17 protein-coding genes are annotated in these 19,629 nt (G+C 40.0%); 7 read left to right on the top strand and 10 right to left on the bottom strand.

The window, feature by feature from the left end:
- Window positions 1-64 precede the first annotated feature (64 nt).
- A complete protein-coding gene (locus N4627_RS08615; RefSeq protein ID WP_040530665.1) occupies window positions 65-532 on the top strand; it encodes a universal stress protein in 468 nt (155 codons plus the stop codon).
- 557 nt (window positions 533-1,089) lie between these two features.
- Here the strand turns inward: N4627_RS08615 and N4627_RS08610 are convergent.
- From N4627_RS08610 to zwf, 4 genes are all read right to left on the bottom strand, one after another.
- The gene (locus N4627_RS08610; protein WP_098044497.1) at window positions 1,090-1,239 is read right to left on the bottom strand and encodes a hypothetical protein; all 150 of its coding nucleotides are present in this window, start codon (window positions 1,237-1,239) and stop codon (window positions 1,090-1,092) included.
- Between the two features lie 86 nt (window positions 1,240-1,325).
- Window positions 1,326-3,287, bottom strand: a complete 1,962-nt coding sequence (locus N4627_RS08605) for a glycoside-pentoside-hexuronide (GPH):cation symporter (protein ID WP_003716443.1) — start codon at window positions 3,285-3,287, stop codon at window positions 1,326-1,328.
- A gap of 312 nt (window positions 3,288-3,599) precedes the next feature.
- Complete coding sequence (gndA, locus tag N4627_RS08600; protein WP_040530667.1) at window positions 3,600-5,036, bottom strand: NADP-dependent phosphogluconate dehydrogenase; 1,437 nt, start codon at window positions 5,034-5,036, stop codon at window positions 3,600-3,602.
- Between the two features lie 133 nt (window positions 5,037-5,169).
- Complete coding sequence (gene zwf, locus N4627_RS08595; RefSeq protein WP_260964740.1) at window positions 5,170-6,648, bottom strand: glucose-6-phosphate dehydrogenase; 1,479 nt, start codon at window positions 6,646-6,648, stop codon at window positions 5,170-5,172.
- A gap of 360 nt (window positions 6,649-7,008) precedes the next feature.
- Here zwf and N4627_RS08590 point away from each other — a divergent pair, with 360 nt between their 5' ends.
- On the top strand, window positions 7,009-7,446 hold the full coding sequence (locus tag N4627_RS08590; protein ID WP_003716446.1) for a VOC family protein: 438 nt from the start codon (window positions 7,009-7,011) through the stop codon (window positions 7,444-7,446).
- 219 nt (window positions 7,447-7,665) lie between these two features.
- Here the strand turns inward: N4627_RS08590 and nrdI are convergent, their stop codons facing one another.
- Entirely contained in the window at window positions 7,666-8,127 is a 462-nt protein-coding gene (gene nrdI, locus N4627_RS08585) for a class Ib ribonucleoside-diphosphate reductase assembly flavoprotein NrdI (RefSeq protein ID WP_003716447.1), read from the bottom strand.
- A 277-nt stretch (window positions 8,128-8,404) separates the two neighbouring features.
- Between nrdI and N4627_RS08580 the strand changes: the two genes are divergently transcribed.
- Genes N4627_RS08580 through N4627_RS08570 form a run of 3 tightly spaced genes read left to right on the top strand, consistent with a single transcriptional unit; the run spans window position 8,405 to window position 10,349 of the window.
- Entirely contained in the window at window positions 8,405-9,271 is an 867-nt protein-coding gene (locus N4627_RS08580; protein ID WP_124031845.1) for a multidrug ABC transporter ATPase, read from the top strand.
- Between the two features lie 20 nt (window positions 9,272-9,291).
- Window positions 9,292-9,834 carry a saccharopine dehydrogenase related protein gene (locus N4627_RS08575; RefSeq protein ID WP_390893936.1) on the top strand — a complete coding sequence of 181 codons (543 nt, stop codon included), beginning with the start codon at window positions 9,292-9,294 and terminating at the stop codon, window positions 9,832-9,834.
- A complete protein-coding gene (locus N4627_RS08570) occupies window positions 9,831-10,349 on the top strand; it encodes a DUF1836 domain-containing protein (protein ID WP_003716451.1) in 519 nt (172 codons plus the stop codon). The genes N4627_RS08575 and N4627_RS08570 overlap by 4 nt, the downstream gene beginning before the upstream one ends.
- A gap of 58 nt (window positions 10,350-10,407) precedes the next feature.
- On the opposite strand, the gene N4627_RS08565 is transcribed toward N4627_RS08570, so the two are convergent.
- From N4627_RS08565 to ybaK, 4 genes are all read right to left on the bottom strand, one after another.
- Complete coding sequence (locus N4627_RS08565) at window positions 10,408-11,511, bottom strand: AI-2E family transporter (protein ID WP_003716452.1); 1,104 nt, start codon at window positions 11,509-11,511, stop codon at window positions 10,408-10,410.
- The gene (locus tag N4627_RS08560) at window positions 11,501-12,349 is read right to left on the bottom strand and encodes a sugar phosphate isomerase/epimerase (RefSeq protein ID WP_260965091.1); all 849 of its coding nucleotides are present in this window, start codon (window positions 12,347-12,349) and stop codon (window positions 11,501-11,503) included. The genes N4627_RS08565 and N4627_RS08560 overlap by 11 nt, the downstream gene beginning before the upstream one ends.
- 307 nt (window positions 12,350-12,656) lie before the next feature.
- Entirely contained in the window at window positions 12,657-14,090 is a 1,434-nt protein-coding gene (locus tag N4627_RS08555) for a C69 family dipeptidase (protein ID WP_003716454.1), read from the bottom strand.
- 123 nt (window positions 14,091-14,213) lie between these two features.
- Window positions 14,214-14,720, bottom strand: a complete 507-nt coding sequence (gene ybaK / locus N4627_RS08550) for a Cys-tRNA(Pro) deacylase (protein ID WP_098044501.1) — start codon at window positions 14,718-14,720, stop codon at window positions 14,214-14,216.
- Between the two features lie 126 nt (window positions 14,721-14,846).
- On the opposite strand from ybaK, the gene N4627_RS08545 reads away from it, so the two are divergent.
- Window positions 14,847-15,578 carry a GntR family transcriptional regulator gene (locus N4627_RS08545; protein WP_260964733.1) on the top strand — a complete coding sequence of 244 codons (732 nt, stop codon included), beginning with the start codon at window positions 14,847-14,849 and terminating at the stop codon, window positions 15,576-15,578.
- A gap of 136 nt (window positions 15,579-15,714) precedes the next feature.
- Here the strand turns inward: N4627_RS08545 and N4627_RS08540 are convergent, their stop codons facing one another.
- Window positions 15,715-16,824 (bottom strand): acyltransferase, encoded by a 1,110-nt coding sequence (locus N4627_RS08540; RefSeq protein ID WP_260964731.1) that lies wholly within the window; start codon window positions 16,822-16,824, stop codon window positions 15,715-15,717.
- Window positions 16,825-17,067: 243 nt separating this feature from the next.
- Between N4627_RS08540 and N4627_RS08535 the strand changes: the two genes are divergently transcribed.
- The gene (locus N4627_RS08535) at window positions 17,068-19,479 is read left to right on the top strand and encodes a phosphoketolase family protein (RefSeq protein ID WP_040530678.1); all 2,412 of its coding nucleotides are present in this window, start codon (window positions 17,068-17,070) and stop codon (window positions 19,477-19,479) included.
- The last annotated feature ends 150 nt before the right edge of the window (window positions 19,480-19,629 follow it).

The following is a 19,629-nucleotide window of genomic DNA, read 5'->3' as shown; positions in this document are numbered from 1 at the left end:
CGCAGATTAATTAATGGTACAATAGTAATTAATAAATGTAAGAGGTTGAATGGAGGGTTCGATTATGGATCAAGAATATGAAAACATCTTAGTTCCAATGGATGGCTCAAAGGAATCTGAATTAGCGTTAGGACGTGCAGTAGCGGTTGCTAAACGTAATGGCAAGGCACACATTGATGTGTTGAACGTTATTGACACCCGTGCAATGGCTTATAACTTTGCCGGGATGTCTGATGGCAGTATCGCTTACCAATTGGTTGATAAGTCTAAGCAATACCTTGATGACGTTTTGAAGCGCGTTAAGGATAAGGAAAACTTTGATAACATTGATATTCACATTCGTTTAGGAAACCCAAAGACAATTATCGCGTTTGATTTTGTTCGGGATCACCACAACGATATGATTATGATGGGTGCCAGTGGTTTGTCACGGATGCAACGAGCAATCATGGGTTCTGTTACTTCCTACGTTAAGCGGAATGCTCCAGTTGATGTCCTTGTTGTTCGTACGGCGGTGGATCAGGTAAAATAAAATAGAGTGCCTTTGCTCCAAAGAGTTTCCGGAAAGCTAGCAATTTCTCCTGACGAAGGCGACTTGCGCCTAAAGAGTGAACCAGAAAACTTGTTTTCGTCTGTGAACCTTCACAAGGATAACTAGAGTTCTGGCTACCAACTTGTTGGTGACAGAATTCAGTTAGCTACTGGGGAAGGAGGTTGCTAGCTCTAGGAAACTCGAGCAAAGCACGTTTGGGGTAGAGTGTGAGTCGTGACGAATTAGCAACTGAGCACTAGAAAATCCCGGACGATGATTGTCTTGCAATCAAGGACGGGATAGCTAGGCGGAAGTTGCGGTCACGACGAACAGATCTCAGCTAGAGTGTGAGCAGGTAAAGAAGGCCCGTAAGACAACAATTTCTCCCGACTGGATGCTGAAAGCATCTGGGAGGGAGCTTGTTGTCTATAGGGGCTTCCCTGCGAACAGATCTTGACTATATTGCCAAGAACACATATAAACCAAAGAGTACGGAGTCAAAATCGTAATTCACTGAATTATAGTTTTGACTTCGTACTCTTTTATTTTACCAAGCTTCATGATTTAATTAAGCACTTAATTGCATCAAGAAACATCCCAATTGCCATTAGATCCATTGCAAGCATCATCTTATTTGTAAGCGTTAAGTACAGGACGATCGCCCAAAGAATAACGAAGAACCAGGCAATGATTTTATTTTTAGTCATATCAACACCTCCGTCCTCAATTATAGAACTAAAAAGAGTAGCGAGAATTTTCTCGCTACTCTTTTTTAAGTTATAAAGAATCAGTTTTACTTTTCTTGATCCTTCTTTGTAACTTCCATAACGTTATCAGTTGTTGTAACTTCTTGGTTAGCAGGAATCAATTGCTTGAAGTCAAACTCTTCACTGTTAGTAACGGTAACAATAACGGTATCATCAAGGCCAGCCTTCTTAATAGTTGGGTCCCAGAATTCCATTAATTCGTCACCCTTAGTAACATGTTGTCCCTTGTGGAAGTAGGTAACAAATCCAGTACCGTGTAATTTAACAGTATCAATACCAACATGGATTAATAATGCAATCCCACTATCAGAAACTAGACCGACAGCGTGACGGGTTGAGAAGGTTGCACGAACAGTACCGCTGAATGGTGCGTAAACCTTACCGTCAGATGGCTTGATAGCAAATCCTTGCCCCATGCTTCCACTAGCAAATGCAGGGTCGCTAACATTCTTCAAGTCAACAACAGTACCAGCAACTGGTGCAGGGATTTCTGTTACACCAGGCTTAGGAGCTGCAACAGTTTCATCTGTTGAGTCAGCTTCGTTGCTGTTACCCTTGGTGAATTGCTTACCCCAGGTTTGTTCAAGTTCATCAACAATCTTGGCGTGCATCTTTTCATCCAACTTAACCTTAGTGGCAAAGATAATAACAGAGATAGCAAGCATGATTGCTGGTGCAAGGAACATAACAAGCTTGAATGTTGTTACACCTGATGCAGAAAGTGATGATGCAGTAGCTCCGGCAGTCATTCCGGCAGCGATTGCAGTAGGTCCGATAATCCAACCAGAAACAGCTCCGGCAAACTTATCGAGTAATGGACGAACTGAAAGTGTTAATGATTCATCACGGTGTCCTAATTTTAACTGACCGTATTCAACTGAGTCAGTGATTGTCATCAAAACAACTAAGAAAACAAGTGGTTGTGGGATGAAGAATAATTCAGCACCAATCAATACCATTACTAGTGAATGACCAGCAAAGGCAAAGACTAATAATCCTAATGCTAACATGCTGACAGAGCCGTAGAATAACTTCCGCCGACTAATCTTGTTAGTAAACATTGGGAAAGTAAGAACTGAGATAACACCGACAACAGTGTTCAAACCACCAAGGATTGAGAAGGCCTTGGCATTACCGAGAATGTATGTGAAGTAGTAAAGCTCCATACTGTTAACAAGCGTAATCCCGGTTGTGTAGAACAAGTAGGACATTGCAATGGAGAATAGTTGATCGTTCTTAACAAGGACTTTGAAAACATCTTTAAGTTTAGTTTGTTCCTTGTTTTCACGAAGCAATGATTGTTGTTCGTGAGTTCCTAAACCAACACCAACAGCAGTAATGGCGGCGATGGCAGCGATAATTGCCGCGAAGATAAACCAACCACGGTCATCACCAGTACCACCGTTTTGGTTAGCGGAGAAGAACAGAACCATTGGCATAATAACAAAACCAACAATCTGACCACCAACAGTGGAACCAACCCGAGCAAAGGTAGCAATCTTATCACGTTCGTGTGAATTGAATGATAAGGCTGGAAGCATTGACCAGAAACCAACATCGTTAAATGAATAGAAGATATCCATAATGATGTATAAGATGGCAAAAATAATCAAGTAAAGATAAGGGCTAGAAACGTTTAAGCCACCTAGTGGAGTGAAAAGTGCTGCTAAGATAACAGCAGAAATAATTCCACCGCCAACAACCCAAGGCTTGAATTTACCCCAACGAGTATGGGTCCGGTCAATCGCATTCCCAATCATTGGATCAATTAACAATTCGATAATCCGGAGAACCGCAATAATTGTGGTAATCCATAAAATCATGTGATCATTGAATGCTTTGTTACCGGAATGGAATAAGTGTCCGGTAACATACATAATAAAGTAAGTAGAGAGCAAGGCATAGAAAGCATCGTGTCCAAATGCACCCATTGAATAGGCGAAACGGGCACGACCAACATGTTCTTGACTCTTAGAACTATTGTTCATTGTAGACTCCCCTTTTCTGCATCAACATTTATAATAACTTACAGCCATTATGTTAAGCGCTTTCATAAAAGATGTCAATATTCTTTTAGTAAATTTTTACGAAAAAATTTGCTAAATAATTTATCCATTAGGTAAAAATTGTTTAATTGGTATAGTGCTAATAGGCGAAATATAATAAGCAATGATGACTTAGTACTAATAAAATGACTAGGAAGAATGAGCGGTTGGTAAATGTTTATTCAGTGATGAACAAAAAAGGACTTATGATGATTTCATCATAAGTCCTTAATTCAATGGAAATATAATAATTAATTATTGTTCTTCGTACCAGCTGTAGTGGTAGTTACCAGGACGGTCTGTCCGTTCGTAGGTGTGGGCACCAAAGTAGTCCCGTTGTGCTTGTAGTAAGTTTGCAGGAAGGACTTCAGCACGGAATGAGTCATAGTAACTAATAGCAGCACTTAATGATGGAACAGGTACACCAGCCTTTACGGCAAGTGCAACAACGTCCCGAATAGCCTTTTGGTACTTCTTAGCAATGTCCTTGAAGTAGTCGTCAAATAAGAGGTTCTTCAAGTCAGGATTCTTTGCGAAGGCATCAGTAATGTTTTGTAAGAATTGGGCACGAATAATGCAACCAGCACGCCAAATTTGGGCTAATTCGCCGTATTGGAGGTTCCAATTGTAACGTTCGGAATCGATCCGCATTTGTTCGAATCCTTGAGCGTAACTCATTACCTTACCGAAGTAGAGAGCTTGACGAATCTTTTCAACTAATTCTTTCTTGTTATCAATTGAAACGGCTTCAGTATCAACAGGCAATTCCTTGCTTGCTTGAACCCGTTCCTTCTTCATCATTGAGATGTAACGAGCATAAACGGCTTCAGTAATAACAGATTGTGGTGCACCACCGTCAAGGGCAGTTTCAGAACTCCACTTACCAGTTCCCTTGTTAGCACCACGGTCAAGAATCATATCAACGATTGGCTTACTCTTGTCATCGCCAAGGTCATCTTTTCGGGTAAGAATGTCAGCAGTAATGTCAACAAGATAGCTGGAAAGTTCACCCTTGTTCCATTCAGCAAAGGTCTTAGCAATATCGTCAACTGGCATCTTTAAGACGTTCCGCATGATGTTGTAACTTTCATCGATCAGTTCTTCGTCACCATATTCGATTCCGTTGTGAACCATCTTAACGTAGTGACCAGCACCGTTAGGACCAATGTAGGCAACACATGGCTTGCCGTCTTCTTCAGCCTTGGCAGCGATCTTAGTAAGAATTGGTTCTACCAAGTCATAAGCTTCTTTTTGACCACCAGGCATTAATGATGGACCATAGAGAGCACCTAATTCACCACCAGATACACCCATGCCAATGAAGTTGATTCCGGACTTGTCTAACTTAGCATTCCGTGCCATTGTGTCATGGAAGTTAGTGTTACCGCCATCAATTAAAACATCACCCTTATCAAGTAATGGTAATAATTCATCGATAACAGCATCAGTAGCCTTACCAGCCTTAACCATCATAAGGATTCGACGAGGCTTTTCTAGTGAGTTAACGAAGTCTTCAATTGTGTAACTTGGCACTAACTTTTTATCACCGTGATCACGGATCATTTCGTCAGTTCGGTTACGGTGACGATTATAAACACCAACGGTAAAACCACGACTTTCAATGTTTAAGGCGAGGTTTTTACCCATAACAGCTAAACCAACAACACCAATTTGTGCTTTTTGATCTGACATATTCTTACACTCCTTAGCTAATCTTGTGTTTATTTTCACAATAATTATTATACAGCAAACAACTTTGAAAGTAAAAACAAAAAAGGCTTAAGAAGAAAATTATTTTCTTCTTAAACCTTATCGGTAATTTAGGTTATTTGTTAAGATCGTAAACCCACTTGCGACCATCACGAGCTAACAATTCAGTAGCTGCGGCAGGACCCATTGAGCCTGGAGTGTAGTTAGGGAATTGTGGCTTTTCGATGTCCCAAAGGTTCCGAATAACGTCAACGAACTTCCATGCGTAAGCAATTTCAGCCCATGAAGCAAAGTTAGTGTGGTTACCTTCAAGAGCATCGTGGAAAAGACGTTCGTATGGTTCTGGTGATTCCTTCTTGGCAGAATCGCTTTGAAGGAACTTCAAGTCAACTGGTTCAGTTGTGTAACCTTGACCAACATGCTTAGCGTTTAATTGGAGAGCAAAGCCGGACTTAGGTTCAACAAAGATAGTTAAAACGTTGGAATGAAGAGCTTGTTCGTTGCCAGAAGTTGGATTAGCAAAAATATCAATTAATGGCTTCTTGAAGACTACATCAATCCGTGTAAACTTGTCGGCTAACTTCTTACCAGTCCGAACGTAGAATGGAACGCCTGACCAACGGTAGTTATCAAACATTAACTTAGCAGCAACGAATGTTTCAGTACCTGATTCTGGATCAACACCATCTTCATGACGGTAATCAGGTTGACTGCCATCAGCACCATATTGGCCACGAACAAAGTTAGCAGCTGCTTGTGATGGGGTGTAAACACGTAAACTACGCAATGCCTTGATCTTTTCAACACGAACATCGTCGTCAGTAAAGGCAACAGGTTCTTCCATTGCTAATTGAGCAACAACTTGCATGATGTGGTTTTGAACCATGTCACGTAAAGCACCAGAGTTGTCGTAGTATCCGGCACGTTCTTCAACACCAAGCTTTTCACTTAAGGTTACTTGGATGTTGTCAATGTAACGGTTGTTCCAGAGAGCTTCGATGACTGGGTTACCGAAACGTAATGCTTGGATATTTTGAACCATTTCCTTACCAAGGTAGTGGTCAATCCGGAAAATTTGGTTTTCTTCAAATGTTTGTGACAATTCGTCGTTCAGCTTCTTAGCTGAGTCAAAGTCACGTCCGAATGGCTTTTCAATAACAAGACGGTTGTAACCATTGTCAGTTAATAAGCCTTGCTTCTTGATGTTGATAGCAATAGTACCAAAGAATTGTGGAGCCATTGACATGTAGAACAAACGGTTACCTTCAGTACCGAATTGCTTGTCAAGTTCAGCTAAGCGATCCTTCAACTTAGCGTAATGTTCTGGTTTAGTAACATCATGAGCACAGTAGAAGAAATGCTTAGAAAATTCTTCTGCTTCGCCATCCTTTGCAGGAATATCCTTAATTGAATTTAAAACCATTTCTTGGAATTCTTCATCGCTCATTTCATGACGTGAAGTACCAAGTAATGCAAAGTGGTCAGCTAAGTAGCCTTTTTGATAAAGCTTGAAAAGGGAAGTGTAGAGCTTCCGCTTAGCTAAGTCACCAGTTGCACCGAATAATGTAATTAATGCCTTATTTTCTGTAGCCAAAATGTTCACTCCTTCTGAATATTCAGAAAATCTTCTAACGCTACAATTATATACTTTCGACGGCAATTCTGCATTAAAAATGGTAAACGTTTTCTCTATGAATTCTTTACAAAGATAATGGATCAACTGAGATCTTTATTCATATGAAAAGAACATCCGCTATTGATAAATAATTGGTCTAGAACAAAACTTTTTTGCTTTTTTATGCAGAATTAAGCAGAAATGCGAATGAAAAATCAAAAAATACTCGTTCTAATATATTAGAAAGGTAATTTTTAGTGCCTCATTTTGGGACACTTGTTTGACGTGACACAGAATGAACAATATAATCAAAAAAGAGGATTTTAACGGAGGAAAAACATGACTGCACAGATATACCCATATTTAACATTTGAGAACGCAAAGGAAGCGATGGACTACTATGTTCAGAACTTTGATGCAGAAATTGTTTATCACCAGCCGCTTAGTGAAGAACAAGCGGAAAACTTGGGATTGGATATTGACTCGTTAAGTACTACAACTTTTCGTGGCATATTTCAGGTTGCTGGTCAGAAGCTAATTTGTGCAGACGCAACAATGACGAATCCCCAACCATCATCAATGGTTTCCATCATGATTAATTTCGGTGAAGATGAGGCTGGGGCAAAACAGTTATTTAATAAGGTAGCAAGCTCTGACGAACAGCGTGTTACAATTCCGTTTGGCAATCAAACAGCTGATAATCAGCTTGGTCAAGTAGTAGATAAATACGGAATCACTTGGTTGATTTGTAGTGGTAAATTGATGCAGGAAGATTAAAAAATAGGAAGCTGGGAATTAACTTTCTCGGAGGGACGGTTGACTAACCTAGAACGATGAATGATGATGAAATCATCAGAATCGTTCGTAGTTAGGCTCGAGTCCCTCAGTTAATTCCCGCGATTAGACTCTATAGATTCGGAGAGCGCTAATATGGAAAGAGGATGAGAAAAAACGCCTAGTTTTTCCCATCCTCTTATTTTTTATCTTGATCACACTCTATTTTTCATTCCATCTCTTTGCAAGACGATCGTAGATAACCTCAATATCTTGAGAAGTTCCGCGAAGTTCATAATCAGCAAGGAAAGGAGCATCGAATTGCTTAGCGTACTTTCTTGCAGTTAAGCAATACTGTTCGTTGAAGTTTCGATTACCGCTACCGACAATTCCAAGGCACTTCTTAGCATTATCGCCATAAGCAATGTATTCGCCCAGAGCAGTGGTCATAATTTCTGTAAAGCCAGAAGTAATACCATCGCCACCGTCTAAGTATGTCGGAACAAAAACGAAAAATGGTTCTTGTTCATCAGCTGCTTCAGTCTGGTCAGTGATTTCCTTAAGGTTTAATAGTGGACTGCTGGGATTAAAACTATGTTGTTGCTTAGCATATGTTTCCATACGGCTAAGAAATGAACGCGTATTCCCTTCAATAGAGATATAAAGAATGTTCATTGCTGTCATTTGAGATCCTCTTTCTATTATAACGTAATTGATTCCTAGTCTATTTTAGATGAATAGGGCGATAAATAACAGTATAAATTATTTTATTGTTAAGGATTGCTAATATTATTGTAGCAAATGGTAAAAAATATTAAGCTATTAAACATAGTACAAGAAATATTTAGATAACGAGCAACCAGTAAGGGATAAAAATCATTTTAAACCGATGGCATAGTCTATTTACATAATTACATGATAAAATTAATCTATAATGTTTCTTAATTTGGGAGGACTCGATTTGAGTAGTATTGTTTTAGATAACTTAACATTCGATGCTAAGTCTGGGGATCAGCTTGAAAATGTTTCATTAGAATTGACTTCACCACAAGTGATTGCTTTTTGTAGTAATGATAATGGTGCAACAACAGCATTAAAGCAGCTCTTAGATGCTCAGGGAAGTATTGAAGAGGGATCAGTACTCGTAAATGGTGAACCGCTGGGAAAAGTAAACCGGCGTCATGGCAATCCGCTCGTGGCTCATTTTGATGATATTGAATTAAAGGGGAAAACAGTCTTAAAGGCGGTAAAGAATTGTCTCAAGCATCATCAAAACGTTTTGACGATTGATCAAACTAACCAAATGCTTGAATCACTCGGCATTGTCCCGGGAAGACGGGTTGCTGACTTGACTCCCGATGAGCAGCAAAAGCTTCGAATCGTTCTCCTCCTTTCTTGGTGTCGGCCAATTGTTCTTCTTGATGATGCTTTTGATGACCTTGATGAGGATAGTCGTTTGACAATGAGCGAACTGGTTGCTGACTACACTAAAAAGACTGATTCACTTGTTATCTTTACAAGTCAGGATGTTTCTACACTGATGCGTTTTTCTAAGGTGATTTATTATTTTGAAGGTAGTCACCTGACATCTGCTCGTAATGTTGAAATGCTGGATAGTGTTGACTGTGTAGTAACAATTATTGGAACAGGTTTCCCGGTTGAAAACGCGGTAAAGTTAGGGGCTCATATGTTAGAAGAAGCGCCTAAAGAAACCCGGTTCCTTTTCACAGGTAATATTCAAGTTCTCCTTCCATTAATGGAACAAAGTACGATTACTGATGTTCGAATTGAAGACGCAACAGTAGAGGATGAACTAATGACCTGGTAAGTGTTTAAGGAGGGATGCATGTGGGTAGAGTAGTACTGGTTGATAATCGGGAGGATGAACTGGCACTTAAGATTATGAAAAAGGTGCCGGATGCCATTGTATCAACAAATTTTAAGGTTCAACTTCAATCGGGCGATATTTTGTGCTGGCTACCAAGACTAAACGATTACGTGGATGACGAAGTTCAAGAATTGGCTGATTTAATAGATCAGAGTACGTTTTTACCAGAAAAAATTGTAATGTTAAGCATTCCCGGAACAGCAGACGATGCTTCACTGGAACAAGTAGAAAAGTGGTATGGCAAGGATGCACGTTCAATGATAATGATGCACCAATATGCGGTTAAAATGATTGATGAGTTTGAGATTCCGTATACAATTGTCCGTATTCCACCATTGATGTTGACAAATACGAGTGTTTCAGTTATTGGTGAAGGCCAACCGATGACTGGTAACAAATTGGGAATAAACCAACTCGTCTCGATTTTCCAAACGGTTCTTGAAACCAACCGCTACCTTAATCAGTCAATTGGGATTGTTAATAGCGAGGGAGGTCAACAATGACAAACTTAACAGAATTTAAACGCTGGGAGAATGGGATCTCCCGGATGCATTTTCCAAAATGGGAAGAATTACCAAGCTTGGGATTATATGTTGATCAAGTAGCTGCAGTGATTAATGAGTATTTAACTAGTTTGGGGATGGAACCTCTTACCAAGTCAATGATTAACAACTATGTAAAAAAGAAAACCATTCAGGCACCAATTAAGAAAAAGTATGCTGTTAACCAAATCGTTGACTTATTACTGATTGGCTTTTTCAAAAATACCTTTACAATTAATGATATTCGCCAAGGGATCCTCCAAATCACTGCTAAGGATTATCCTAAACAAGCCTACGACCGGTTTGTAGAAGTCCTTAATGCGCGGTTAAGAAATGAGCCAATTCCAGCTAACCCGAATTTCACCCCGTCTAATGAACAATTAATGGTTCTAGGGATCGATGCGGTTCTAGCTGGATTGAAAGCTAGATACCTGCTAGAAACAATGGCAGATAGTAACAAAACAGAAGAAGATTAAAAATATGGGAGAGTTAATCCAGAGCCATCTGCGGCTCCGAGTAACTCTCCCATTTAATTTATTCATTTGCTAGGCGTTTATGGGTATCTGTCTTAATAATTTTATAGATAGCAGCGAATAACGGTACGGTAAACATCATTCCTAAAATACCGTAAATTCCTCCACCAATAATAACAGCGGCGAAAACCCAGACACTAGGCAGACCAATTGATTTGCCGACAACTAGCGGGTAGGTGATTCGGTTATCGAGCTGCTGAAGGATGATAATAAAGATTAAAAACATTCCTGCTTGAATTGGTGAAACCGCGAAGATAATGATTACGCCAACTCCAGCGCCAAGAATTGCACCAATAATGGGAATTAGGGCACCAATCGCAGTTACTACGCCAATCATTGAAGCATATGGCATCCGGAGAACGCTCATCCCAATAAAACAGAAAATCCCTAATATAGCAGCATCCTTACACTGACCAACAATGTAGCTGCTGTAACTATCATTAAAAACTTTGGTAACGTAGAAAATATGTTTGCCTAACTGGGGAAGGTAGGCGTTAATAAGTCTTTTTATTTGGCGACTCAGTGTTTCTTTATAAATTAGGAGGTAAATGGAGAAGAAGAGGGCAACCACAGCAGTCGCTACAGTTGAAAATACTGATGATGCAGTTGAAATGATTGCTTTAAAGGTCCCGCCAAAACCAGCAGTAAGGTATTTACCGACTTGATTCCATTTAATCTTTTCTAAATCAAAGCTGTTCCATAAGGTATTTAAATCCTTATTGTGCTCGATAACTTTTACGAAACGGTTAACTACTTGTCCATGATTAGCCACCAGTAACTTGATACAAGAAATAAGCTCCGGAATTACTAATGATGAAACAATTACTAGAATTAGAATAATTGTTAGGTAGGAAAGAACAATCCCGAATAATCGTCGGTATTTTTGCGCCCACTTTGTCTTAAATATTCTGGAATAGAGGTGCTCATACTGATTAAGAAGAAGGTTAACGATATATGCGATAACCCCACCAATTAAAAGCGGCATTGCAGCACTAGTAACTGAACTAATCAGTTTAGCCACTGTCGGCCAATACCTTACTGCCAGGTACAGGCAAAAAAGAGTAATTACTAGGGATAGGTGATTTTTTTGAATTTTAACTTTCACGTTGTTCTCCTTGCATTAACTTCTTAGCGATATTGGTAAGATACCGGTGACTTTCAACCTGTTCACGGCAGTTCCACTGATCGTGAAGGTTGATTTCATATATGCTACTAGCATTTGGGTTTAATAGCTTTAGTACAGGAGCCCAATCAATTTTTCCCTTACCTAGTTGCAGACTATCATGTGTTTGCCCCATTGAATCTACAAGGTGATAGTGGACAACGTGATCACGCAAATGCTTAAGGGATGCCTGCAGTGCTTGATTATCACCGTGCATTTCAATAAAGCAGTGAGAAGTGTCGAATGCTAGTCGGTAGTTATGGCTTAGTATCTCGTCTTCCTGTTCCGGATGACCGTATGCAAATACCGGGGCAATTGAGTTTTCAAACATAATATGCTGACCGTCAGCCTTTGCGAAGCGATCTAACCGTTTATAAACCGCTTGGCGAGCTTTTTCGACACTTGGATAAAGGCTAACCATTTCCTGAACTTCTTTACCGGCATAGCCACCGTGAACTAGTACTTGGATATTTCGCTTTTTTGCTAGAGCAATTAATTGTTCAGTTGATGTTTCAATGAACCGATAAAGCTCTGGAAAGCTTTTTTCGGGGGCAACAACTTCTGAGTGCCACTCATGATAGACCATTGGGTGGTGGATAACGATCCTTTGAATTCCCTTTGACTGAACATATTGAACTGCTTCATCAAGGCGCTGATACCCTTCAGGTGTAAAGTCAGCAGCACTTGTATAAAACTCATATACGTCTGGGTGATATTGAAGGCGGTCGTCAATCTGTTGCTGATCGCTGCTTCCCTTTAACCCTAGCATTGGCATAACCATCATTGTCAGTCCTTCCAATAAAATAGTTACCTTCATTTTAGCAGATTATATGGTTAGCGACTGATGAAGAAAATTGAAACGTTTCACATGGAACAAAATAAGAAGCTGGGAATTAACTTTCTTGGAGGGACGGTTGACTAACCTAGAACGATGAATGATGATGAAATCATCAGAATCGTTCGTAGTTAGGCTTGAGTCCCTCAGTTAATTCCCGCGATTAGACTCTATAAGTTCGGAGAGCGCTAAATATGGAAAAAGGATGAGAAAAAACGCTTAGTTTTTTCTCATCCTCTTAGTGGTGAATGCACTACAGATTCTTATCCATAATAAATGTTAATTTAGAAAGCTCAAGGCCGTGCATAATCAAGTTACTCATTAACTCTTTAGTTCGTTTTGCCATTTCCGCAACCATCTTGTGGGTTTCTTTACTGAGGTAGGCACAAGCATCATTATCACTCATTCCTTCAACCTTTGGCGCAACCTGACTGACCCACCGGTAAAGGTATTCGCGTGAGTCCTTTAAGTAGTTAAGATCATCCTGAGCAAATTCAGCGTGGTGAGCTTCAACAATCATTGAAAGTGCCCGGTACATCCAGTAAGCGCTCTTCAGATCCATATTAAGCTTCTTTGGTGTTTCACGGTAGCTGACATCAATATCATCCGCATTACCGAAGAATGGGATATAAGGAGTGAAGGTTGGAATACCAAAACTCATCCACATAATAGTAGAAGCAGCTTCTGGTAAATCATTCCGTACTTGAAGAACATGGGAGTTCTGTGTCCGGTTAAGAGAGATTGGCCGGAACAAGTGCTTTTGTTCTTCAGTACCGTGACCTAGTGGATCATATGGGGTGCCTTGATAGTGGCTGCTCAAAATCTTTTGCACATCTGCCAAAGTAATCCGGTGGTTGGTTCGCATAATGAATGGAAGATCAAAGTCGAGCGGATCCTGTTCTACACTTGGATTGAGGACTTTATGACCGTACCATTGACGTGGTGTATTGTAGTGCTGATCGAATACATCGGCCGTTCCAAAAATATGGCGGAAATCCCAGCCGTACTTATCAGGGTTGAGATGATTCTTTTCAACAAATTCTTGAATACCTTCTGACCACATAAAGTTATCAGGATCATTGAAGTCCACTTGTTGAATGGCAACCCGATTTCCGGTTACTGCATAGGCATCGTCTGGGATTCGTTCAGCAACCCAGTGGTGACCGGTAACAATTTCCATGTACCAAACATCATTTTTATCGCTAAAAATAACCCCGTTTCCTTCTGCAGAACCATACTTTGCAATCAATTGACCGAGGTACTTAACACCATCTTTAGCACTGTCAATAAATGGAAGTGTTGCAGCGACGATAAGGTCTTCATTGATTCCAGATTCGGTATTTAAGGGATCGCATGCCAAAACCCGTTCGTTGGCATAAACACTTTCAGTGGCACTCATTCCAACGTTCTTTTCGTTAAAGCCGCTTTCATCAAAAACTCCCTCAGTCTTGTAATTAACGTTTGGGGTTCCCTGATAGCGGTAACCGTCAGCTGGCCGATCAACAACACACTTATTTAAGTAGGCTTTTACTTGATTAGGATGGTTATGGTAAGCAGGATAAGTGACAAACCGTTGTGGTGTTAATGGGCCAAACGTATCGTCATTTCTTGCTGCCATTGTTGAGCCATCAATTGTAGCGTCCTTACCAACCAGGACGGTGGTACAAGCAGATAAGTTTTTCTTCATCTATTTCAAGACCTTTCTAGATAAAACATAAAAAATTGGTCATTATCATTTTAAGCTTCTTGATACCGGTTATCAATTTACCCACATAAGTTAACTTAATGGGAATCGGTAATATCAACTAAGTTAAGGATGTTGTTCAAGATCAGCAAATTCGGCATGAACCAGCTTAGCTAAGTCCTCTGAATTGAGTTTAACTGAACGACCAAGTTTACCGGATGAAACGTAAATCTCGCCTTGCTCCTTCGCTTCATTATCAATGAAGATTGGGTACTGGAACTTTTCATAAATACCAATTGGTGTGTTAGCACCATGAACATATCCCGTAGTCTTCAAGAGGTTCTTTAATGGCACCATGTTTACCTTTTTATTTCCAGAAACCTTAGCAAGCTTCTTTTCATCAAGGTGCTGATCTACTGGAACTACGCCAACAAGCGGACCAGTAACATTTCCAGAAAGAACTAATGTCTTGTAAATATGGTGTTCATCAACACCAGAATGATCGACACTCATCGAGCGGACGTCACCATCTTGGTGGGTGGGAAATTCTGCTTGTTCATATGGGATGTTATTTTTGTCCAAGATTTGTTCAACCTGGGTTTTCTTCATTTTACTTTTTTTCTTTTTACTCATAAATCTTTTAAGCTCCTTTTTTCTGGGACGAACCAATTTTTACTAAAATAGATCCCAATTTTAAATAGGTCTGCTATACTAGAAACAGAATTAAACGTCTATCAAATAATCCGAGGAGTAAATGACATGGCAGATTTAGTATACCGCTCAGTAATGAGTGATATAAAACAAAAAATCCTAGCAAATCAATATCCGGGAATGAAATTACCTGATGAGCGAAGTCTTAGTGCAAGTTACAAGGTGAGTCGCAGTTCAATCAAACGCGCACTTGGTGTTTTAGCACAACAAGGGATTATCTTTAAAAAACGGGGATCCGGAACGTTTATTAACCCCTTATACCTAAAGAATCGGTCGCTATTTCGCTATGAAGGAAGTAACTTGGGGGTTACCGATAGCTTTAAGTTTGGTGACAAGAAGCAAAGCATTAAACTGATGGACTATCAGGTTATCCCTGCAAGCAAAGATCTTCAGCAGGACCTCTTTCTTGATGATAATGATTTTGTCTATAAGATCAAACGACTTCGCTTAATTGATGACCAACCCTTTATTATCGAAACTGGTTATATTCCGATTAAGATTATTCCAACCCTTTCGCCAGACATTGTTAAGAGTTCAATTTTTAACTACCTAGAAACTGCAAAGGGAAAGCGGGTTACAAAGTCCTTTATGTCGATTAGTGTTGCTCCGTCAAAGGCTGATGATCAACGACTTCTTAAACTCAAGCCAGCTGAACCGGTTGCGATTATGGAAGGGGTCTTCTTCCTTGATGATGGAACACCCTTTGAAGTTTCGAACATGCGAGTTCATTACCGGTATATGAAATATGACACTTTTGTGAGTCTGGATCAAGAAAATTAAAATGTAAAGAACGGCAACTCTGATAACATAAAGGTTGCCGTTCTTAATATTTAATCTTCAACTTTATTAGCGGATAATTTTCGATAGTAGTTGGCGATCTTATTGTCATCAACGAGTTGCAAAAAGACAAATTCAATTATCCATTGATTAGATGACGAAAGTGAAAGCTATACTTGAAAGTTGACCATAACCAATGAAAACCATAGGCAGAAATAAATGCTAACAAAATAGTCATTATAATTAGAAACGGAAATTTAATCATTAACGGGATTGTCCAGTGAGCTAGCAGTTTCCAGTTCCAGTAAAGCCAGAATACGTGGGAAAGGTAAGCACGGTGAGCATAAAGTGCCACCCAATGAACTAAGGGCAACCATTGGCTACGAAACTTTTGCATATACATTGCAATTGTTGCGATTAAGCCAATTGAAGCTAAATTATAGAAAATCATTGATGGTAAATAATAAGGGGCATTATCTAACTTGACTGGCGTACCATAATTAAAGAAATTAAAAGTAACGTAGTAAAGAAGAAGACACCAAATAGTAACCAGCAGTCCCCAATGTTTCATTACAAATAAACAAATTGATTCATGAAAAACCCACAAGAGGGTACCGCTAACGGCAAAAATAATAAAACTCGGAAAAATTCGATCAAACAAGTACCATTGCTGGGCTTGCGGACCATGGAAAATTTCTAATTTGTAAATCCAATGCCACACTAATTCAAATGCTAGGGTTAGGCTAAAAATAAGGATTCCCCGTTGCGGTTTTCCAGTACACCAACGAGCAAGGCTCCAGAAAATTGGCATTAAGATAATGAATTGAAGCATCATAACGTTGTACCAAAGGTGTGGGGCAGCGTTACCGTTGATGAATTGCCAACCAAAACTAGTCAAGTTGTGATAATGACCATGTTGTTGTAGCTGCGGCAGAAAAATTAAGTAGACCGTTGTCCAAAGAATTGAGGGGATAAATAGGATGTGCCAACGGTTAATTATAAACCGGTGATAATCGCGTAATCGAGCCATGGGATGGGTGCGGGTTGACGAAAAAAGAATGCCGAAGATAAAAGCTGATGCGGAAAATTTAACTACTTCATATATTCCACCAAGCAAGAATTGTTGACCCACGGGTAAGGAAGTTTGCATCAGAAAACTGATAATTGATTGGATCATTACGGTAATCACAGCGAAAAGCTTTACGAAGTCTCCAATGTCTGCTTGGCTTTCTGCACCTAATTGTTGCAAAATTAATCCTCCATATTTTATTTAAACTTACATTAATAAGTGTAAAGCGAGATTCTTTTTTCGTCACTATTTTGTTAAGATAATTGGGTGGAAATATAAACCACATAAATTGGATCGGATCAATTTATTAAAAGGTTGACTTTTATTTTAAATCCGTTATTATTAGTAATGTAAATTTGAATGATTTACGTATTGTTTAACGGCAAGAACGTATCTATTTATTCAGAAGGAGTGTTTATTAGAATGGCAGTAGATTACGATTCCAAGAAGTACTTGGAAAGTGTTGATGCTTACTGGCGTGCAGCCAACTACCTTTCAGTTGGTACATTATTCTTAATGGGTGACCCATTATTACGTCAACCATTAAAGGCAGAAGACGTTAAGCCTAAGCCAATTGGTCACTGGGGTACTATTGTTCCTCAAAACTTCATTTACGCACACTTGAACCGTGTAATTAAGAAGTACGACCTTGACATGTTCTACATCGAAGGTTCAGGTCACGGTGGCCAAGTTATGGTTAACAACTCATACTTGGATGGTTCATACACTGAAATTTATCCAGAATTTACTCAAGACACTAAGGGAATGGCTAAGTTATTTAAGCACTTCTCATTCCCAGGCGGTACTGCATCACACGCCGCACCTGAAACTCCAGGTTCAATCCACGAAGGTGGGGAACTTGGTTACTCACTTTCACACGGTGTTGGTGCAATCTTAGATAACCCAGACGTTATCGCCGCTGTTGAAATTGGTGATGGTGAAGCTGAAACTGGTCCATTGATGGCATCATGGTTCTCAGACAAGTTCATCAACCCAATCAAGGATGGTGCGGTATTACCAATCATCCAAGTTAACGGTTTCAAGATTTCTAACCCAACTATCCTTTCACGGATGAGTGACGAAGAACTTACTAAGTACTTCGAAGGTATGGGCTGGAAGCCTTACTTCGTTTCAGCTTACAAGGAAGCTGATCGTGAAGGTGAATTTAACGGTTACAAGGACCACATGGAAGTTCACGAACAAATGGCTAAGACCATGGATACTGTTGTTGAAGAAATCAAGGCTATCCAAAAGAATGCTCGTGAAAACAACGATGACTCATTACCACAATGGCCAATGATTATCTTCCGTGCTCCTAAGGGTTGGACTGGTCCTACTAAGGATCTCGATGGTAACCCAATCGAAAACTCATTCCGTGCTCACCAAATTCCTATTCCGGTATCACAAGATGACATGGAACACAAGGACATGCTTGTTGACTGGATGAAGTCATACAAGCCAGAAGAATTGTTTGACGAAAACGGTCACCCAGTTGCTCTTGTTGAAGAGAACACACCAGAAGGTAACCGTCGGATGGCTATGAACCCTATCACTAACGGTGGTATCGATCCTAAGCCACTTGTATTGCCAAACTACCGGGACTTCGCTGTTGATGTTCAAACACCAGGTTCTGTTGTAAAGCAAGACATGCTTGAATGGGGTAAGTACCTCAGCAAGATGGCTGAATTGAACCCTAACACTTTCCGTGGATTCGGTCCTGATGAATCTAAGTCAAACCGTCTTTACGCATTCCTTGACAATGACAAGCGTCAATGGATGGAAGGTATTCACGAACCAAACGATGAAAACCTTGCACATTCAGGTCGGATGATTGATTCACAACTTTCTGAACACCAAGCTGAAGGATTCCTTGAAGGTTACACCTTAACTGGTCGTCACGGATTCTTCGCAACTTACGAAGCATTCGGTCGTGTTGTTGACTCAATGCTTACTCAACACATGAAGTGGTTACGTAAGGCTAAGGATCTCTACTGGCGTCACCAATACCCAGCATTGAACTTTGTTGATACTTCAACTGTATTCCAACAAGATCACAACGGTTACACTCACCAAGATCCAGGTCTGTTAACTCACATGTTCGAAAAGGAACGTCCAGATCTTGTTAAGGAATACTTACCAGCAGATACTAACTCTCTGATGGCTGTTTCTAACAAAGCCTTCAACGACCAAGAATGCATCAACATCTTCGTAACTTCCAAGCACCCACGTGCACAATGGTTCTCCATTGACGAAGCTACTGAATTAGTTGATAACGGTCTTGGCTACATCAACTGGGCATCTACTGACCAAGGTAGCGAACCAGATGTTGTCTTTGCATCAGCAGGTACTGAACCAACTGAAGAAGCTCTTGCTGCTATTGACATTCTTCATGACAACTTCCCTGAATTGAAGATTCGTTACATCAACATCATTGAAATCATGAAGTTGATGAAGCAAGACAAGAACCCAGAAGGTTTGTCTGACGCAGAATTCAACCGTTACTTCACTACTGACAAGCCAGTTATCTTTGCATGGCACGGATTCCGTGACATGATCCAAGCATTGTTCTTCGATCGTGCAAACCGGAACGTTCACATTCACTCATACGAAGAAAATGGTGACATTACCACTCCATTCGACATGCGTGTATTGAACGAACTTGACCGTTTCAACTTAGCTAAGGATGCTATCCAAAGTGTTCCTGGTTACGAACAAAAGAGTGCTGCATTTGTTGCCAAGATGGACAACATGATTAACAAGCACAACCACTACATCCGTTCAGAAGGTAAGGACTTACCAGAAGTTACTAACTGGACTTGGAAGGGTCTTAAGTAATCACTGTTGATTACTAATTAAACACTTAATAAAACGAAAATAGCTGAAGAAAAGATTGCTTTTCTTCGGCTATTTTTTGGTTTTAAATTAAATGCAAAGTTTTGTAAACCGGTAAAGCTAGCCGGATAGCCAGCTTTGAAGGGTCAAAAT

The sequence above is a fragment of the Limosilactobacillus vaginalis genome, assembly GCF_025311515.1.
In the GTDB taxonomy this organism is placed as follows: Bacteria; Bacillota; Bacilli; order Lactobacillales; family Lactobacillaceae; genus Limosilactobacillus; species Limosilactobacillus vaginalis.
This window is presented reverse-complemented; position numbering and strand designations above follow the sequence as displayed.

What these genes read in the sequence shown, in the direction of transcription:
- N4627_RS08615 (WP_040530665.1), top strand. Translation starts at nt 65, where the DNA reads ATGGATCAAGAATATGAAAACATCTTAGTTCCAATGGATGGCTCAAAG.
- N4627_RS08610 (WP_098044497.1), bottom strand. Translation starts at nt 1,239, where the DNA reads ATGACTAAAAATAAAATCATTGCCTGGTTCTTCGTTATTCTTTGGGCG.
- N4627_RS08605 (WP_003716443.1), bottom strand. Translation starts at nt 3,287, where the DNA reads ATGAACAATAGTTCTAAGAGTCAAGAACATGTTGGTCGTGCCCGTTTC.
- gndA (WP_040530667.1), bottom strand. Translation starts at nt 5,036, where the DNA reads ATGTCAGATCAAAAAGCACAAATTGGTGTTGTTGGTTTAGCTGTTATG.
- N4627_RS08590 (WP_003716446.1), top strand. Translation starts at nt 7,009, where the DNA reads ATGACTGCACAGATATACCCATATTTAACATTTGAGAACGCAAAGGAA.
- nrdI (WP_003716447.1), bottom strand. Translation starts at nt 8,127, where the DNA reads ATGACAGCAATGAACATTCTTTATATCTCTATTGAAGGGAATACGCGT.
- N4627_RS08570 (WP_003716451.1), top strand. Translation starts at nt 9,831, where the DNA reads ATGACAAACTTAACAGAATTTAAACGCTGGGAGAATGGGATCTCCCGG.
- N4627_RS08560 (WP_260965091.1), bottom strand. Translation starts at nt 12,349, where the DNA reads ATGGTTATGCCAATGCTAGGGTTAAAGGGAAGCAGCGATCAGCAACAG.
- N4627_RS08555 (WP_003716454.1), bottom strand. Translation starts at nt 14,090, where the DNA reads ATGAAGAAAAACTTATCTGCTTGTACCACCGTCCTGGTTGGTAAGGAC.
- ybaK (WP_098044501.1), bottom strand. Translation starts at nt 14,720, where the DNA reads ATGAGTAAAAAGAAAAAAAGTAAAATGAAGAAAACCCAGGTTGAACAA.
- N4627_RS08545 (WP_260964733.1), top strand. Translation starts at nt 14,847, where the DNA reads ATGGCAGATTTAGTATACCGCTCAGTAATGAGTGATATAAAACAAAAA.
- N4627_RS08535 (WP_040530678.1), top strand. Translation starts at nt 17,068, where the DNA reads ATGGCAGTAGATTACGATTCCAAGAAGTACTTGGAAAGTGTTGATGCT.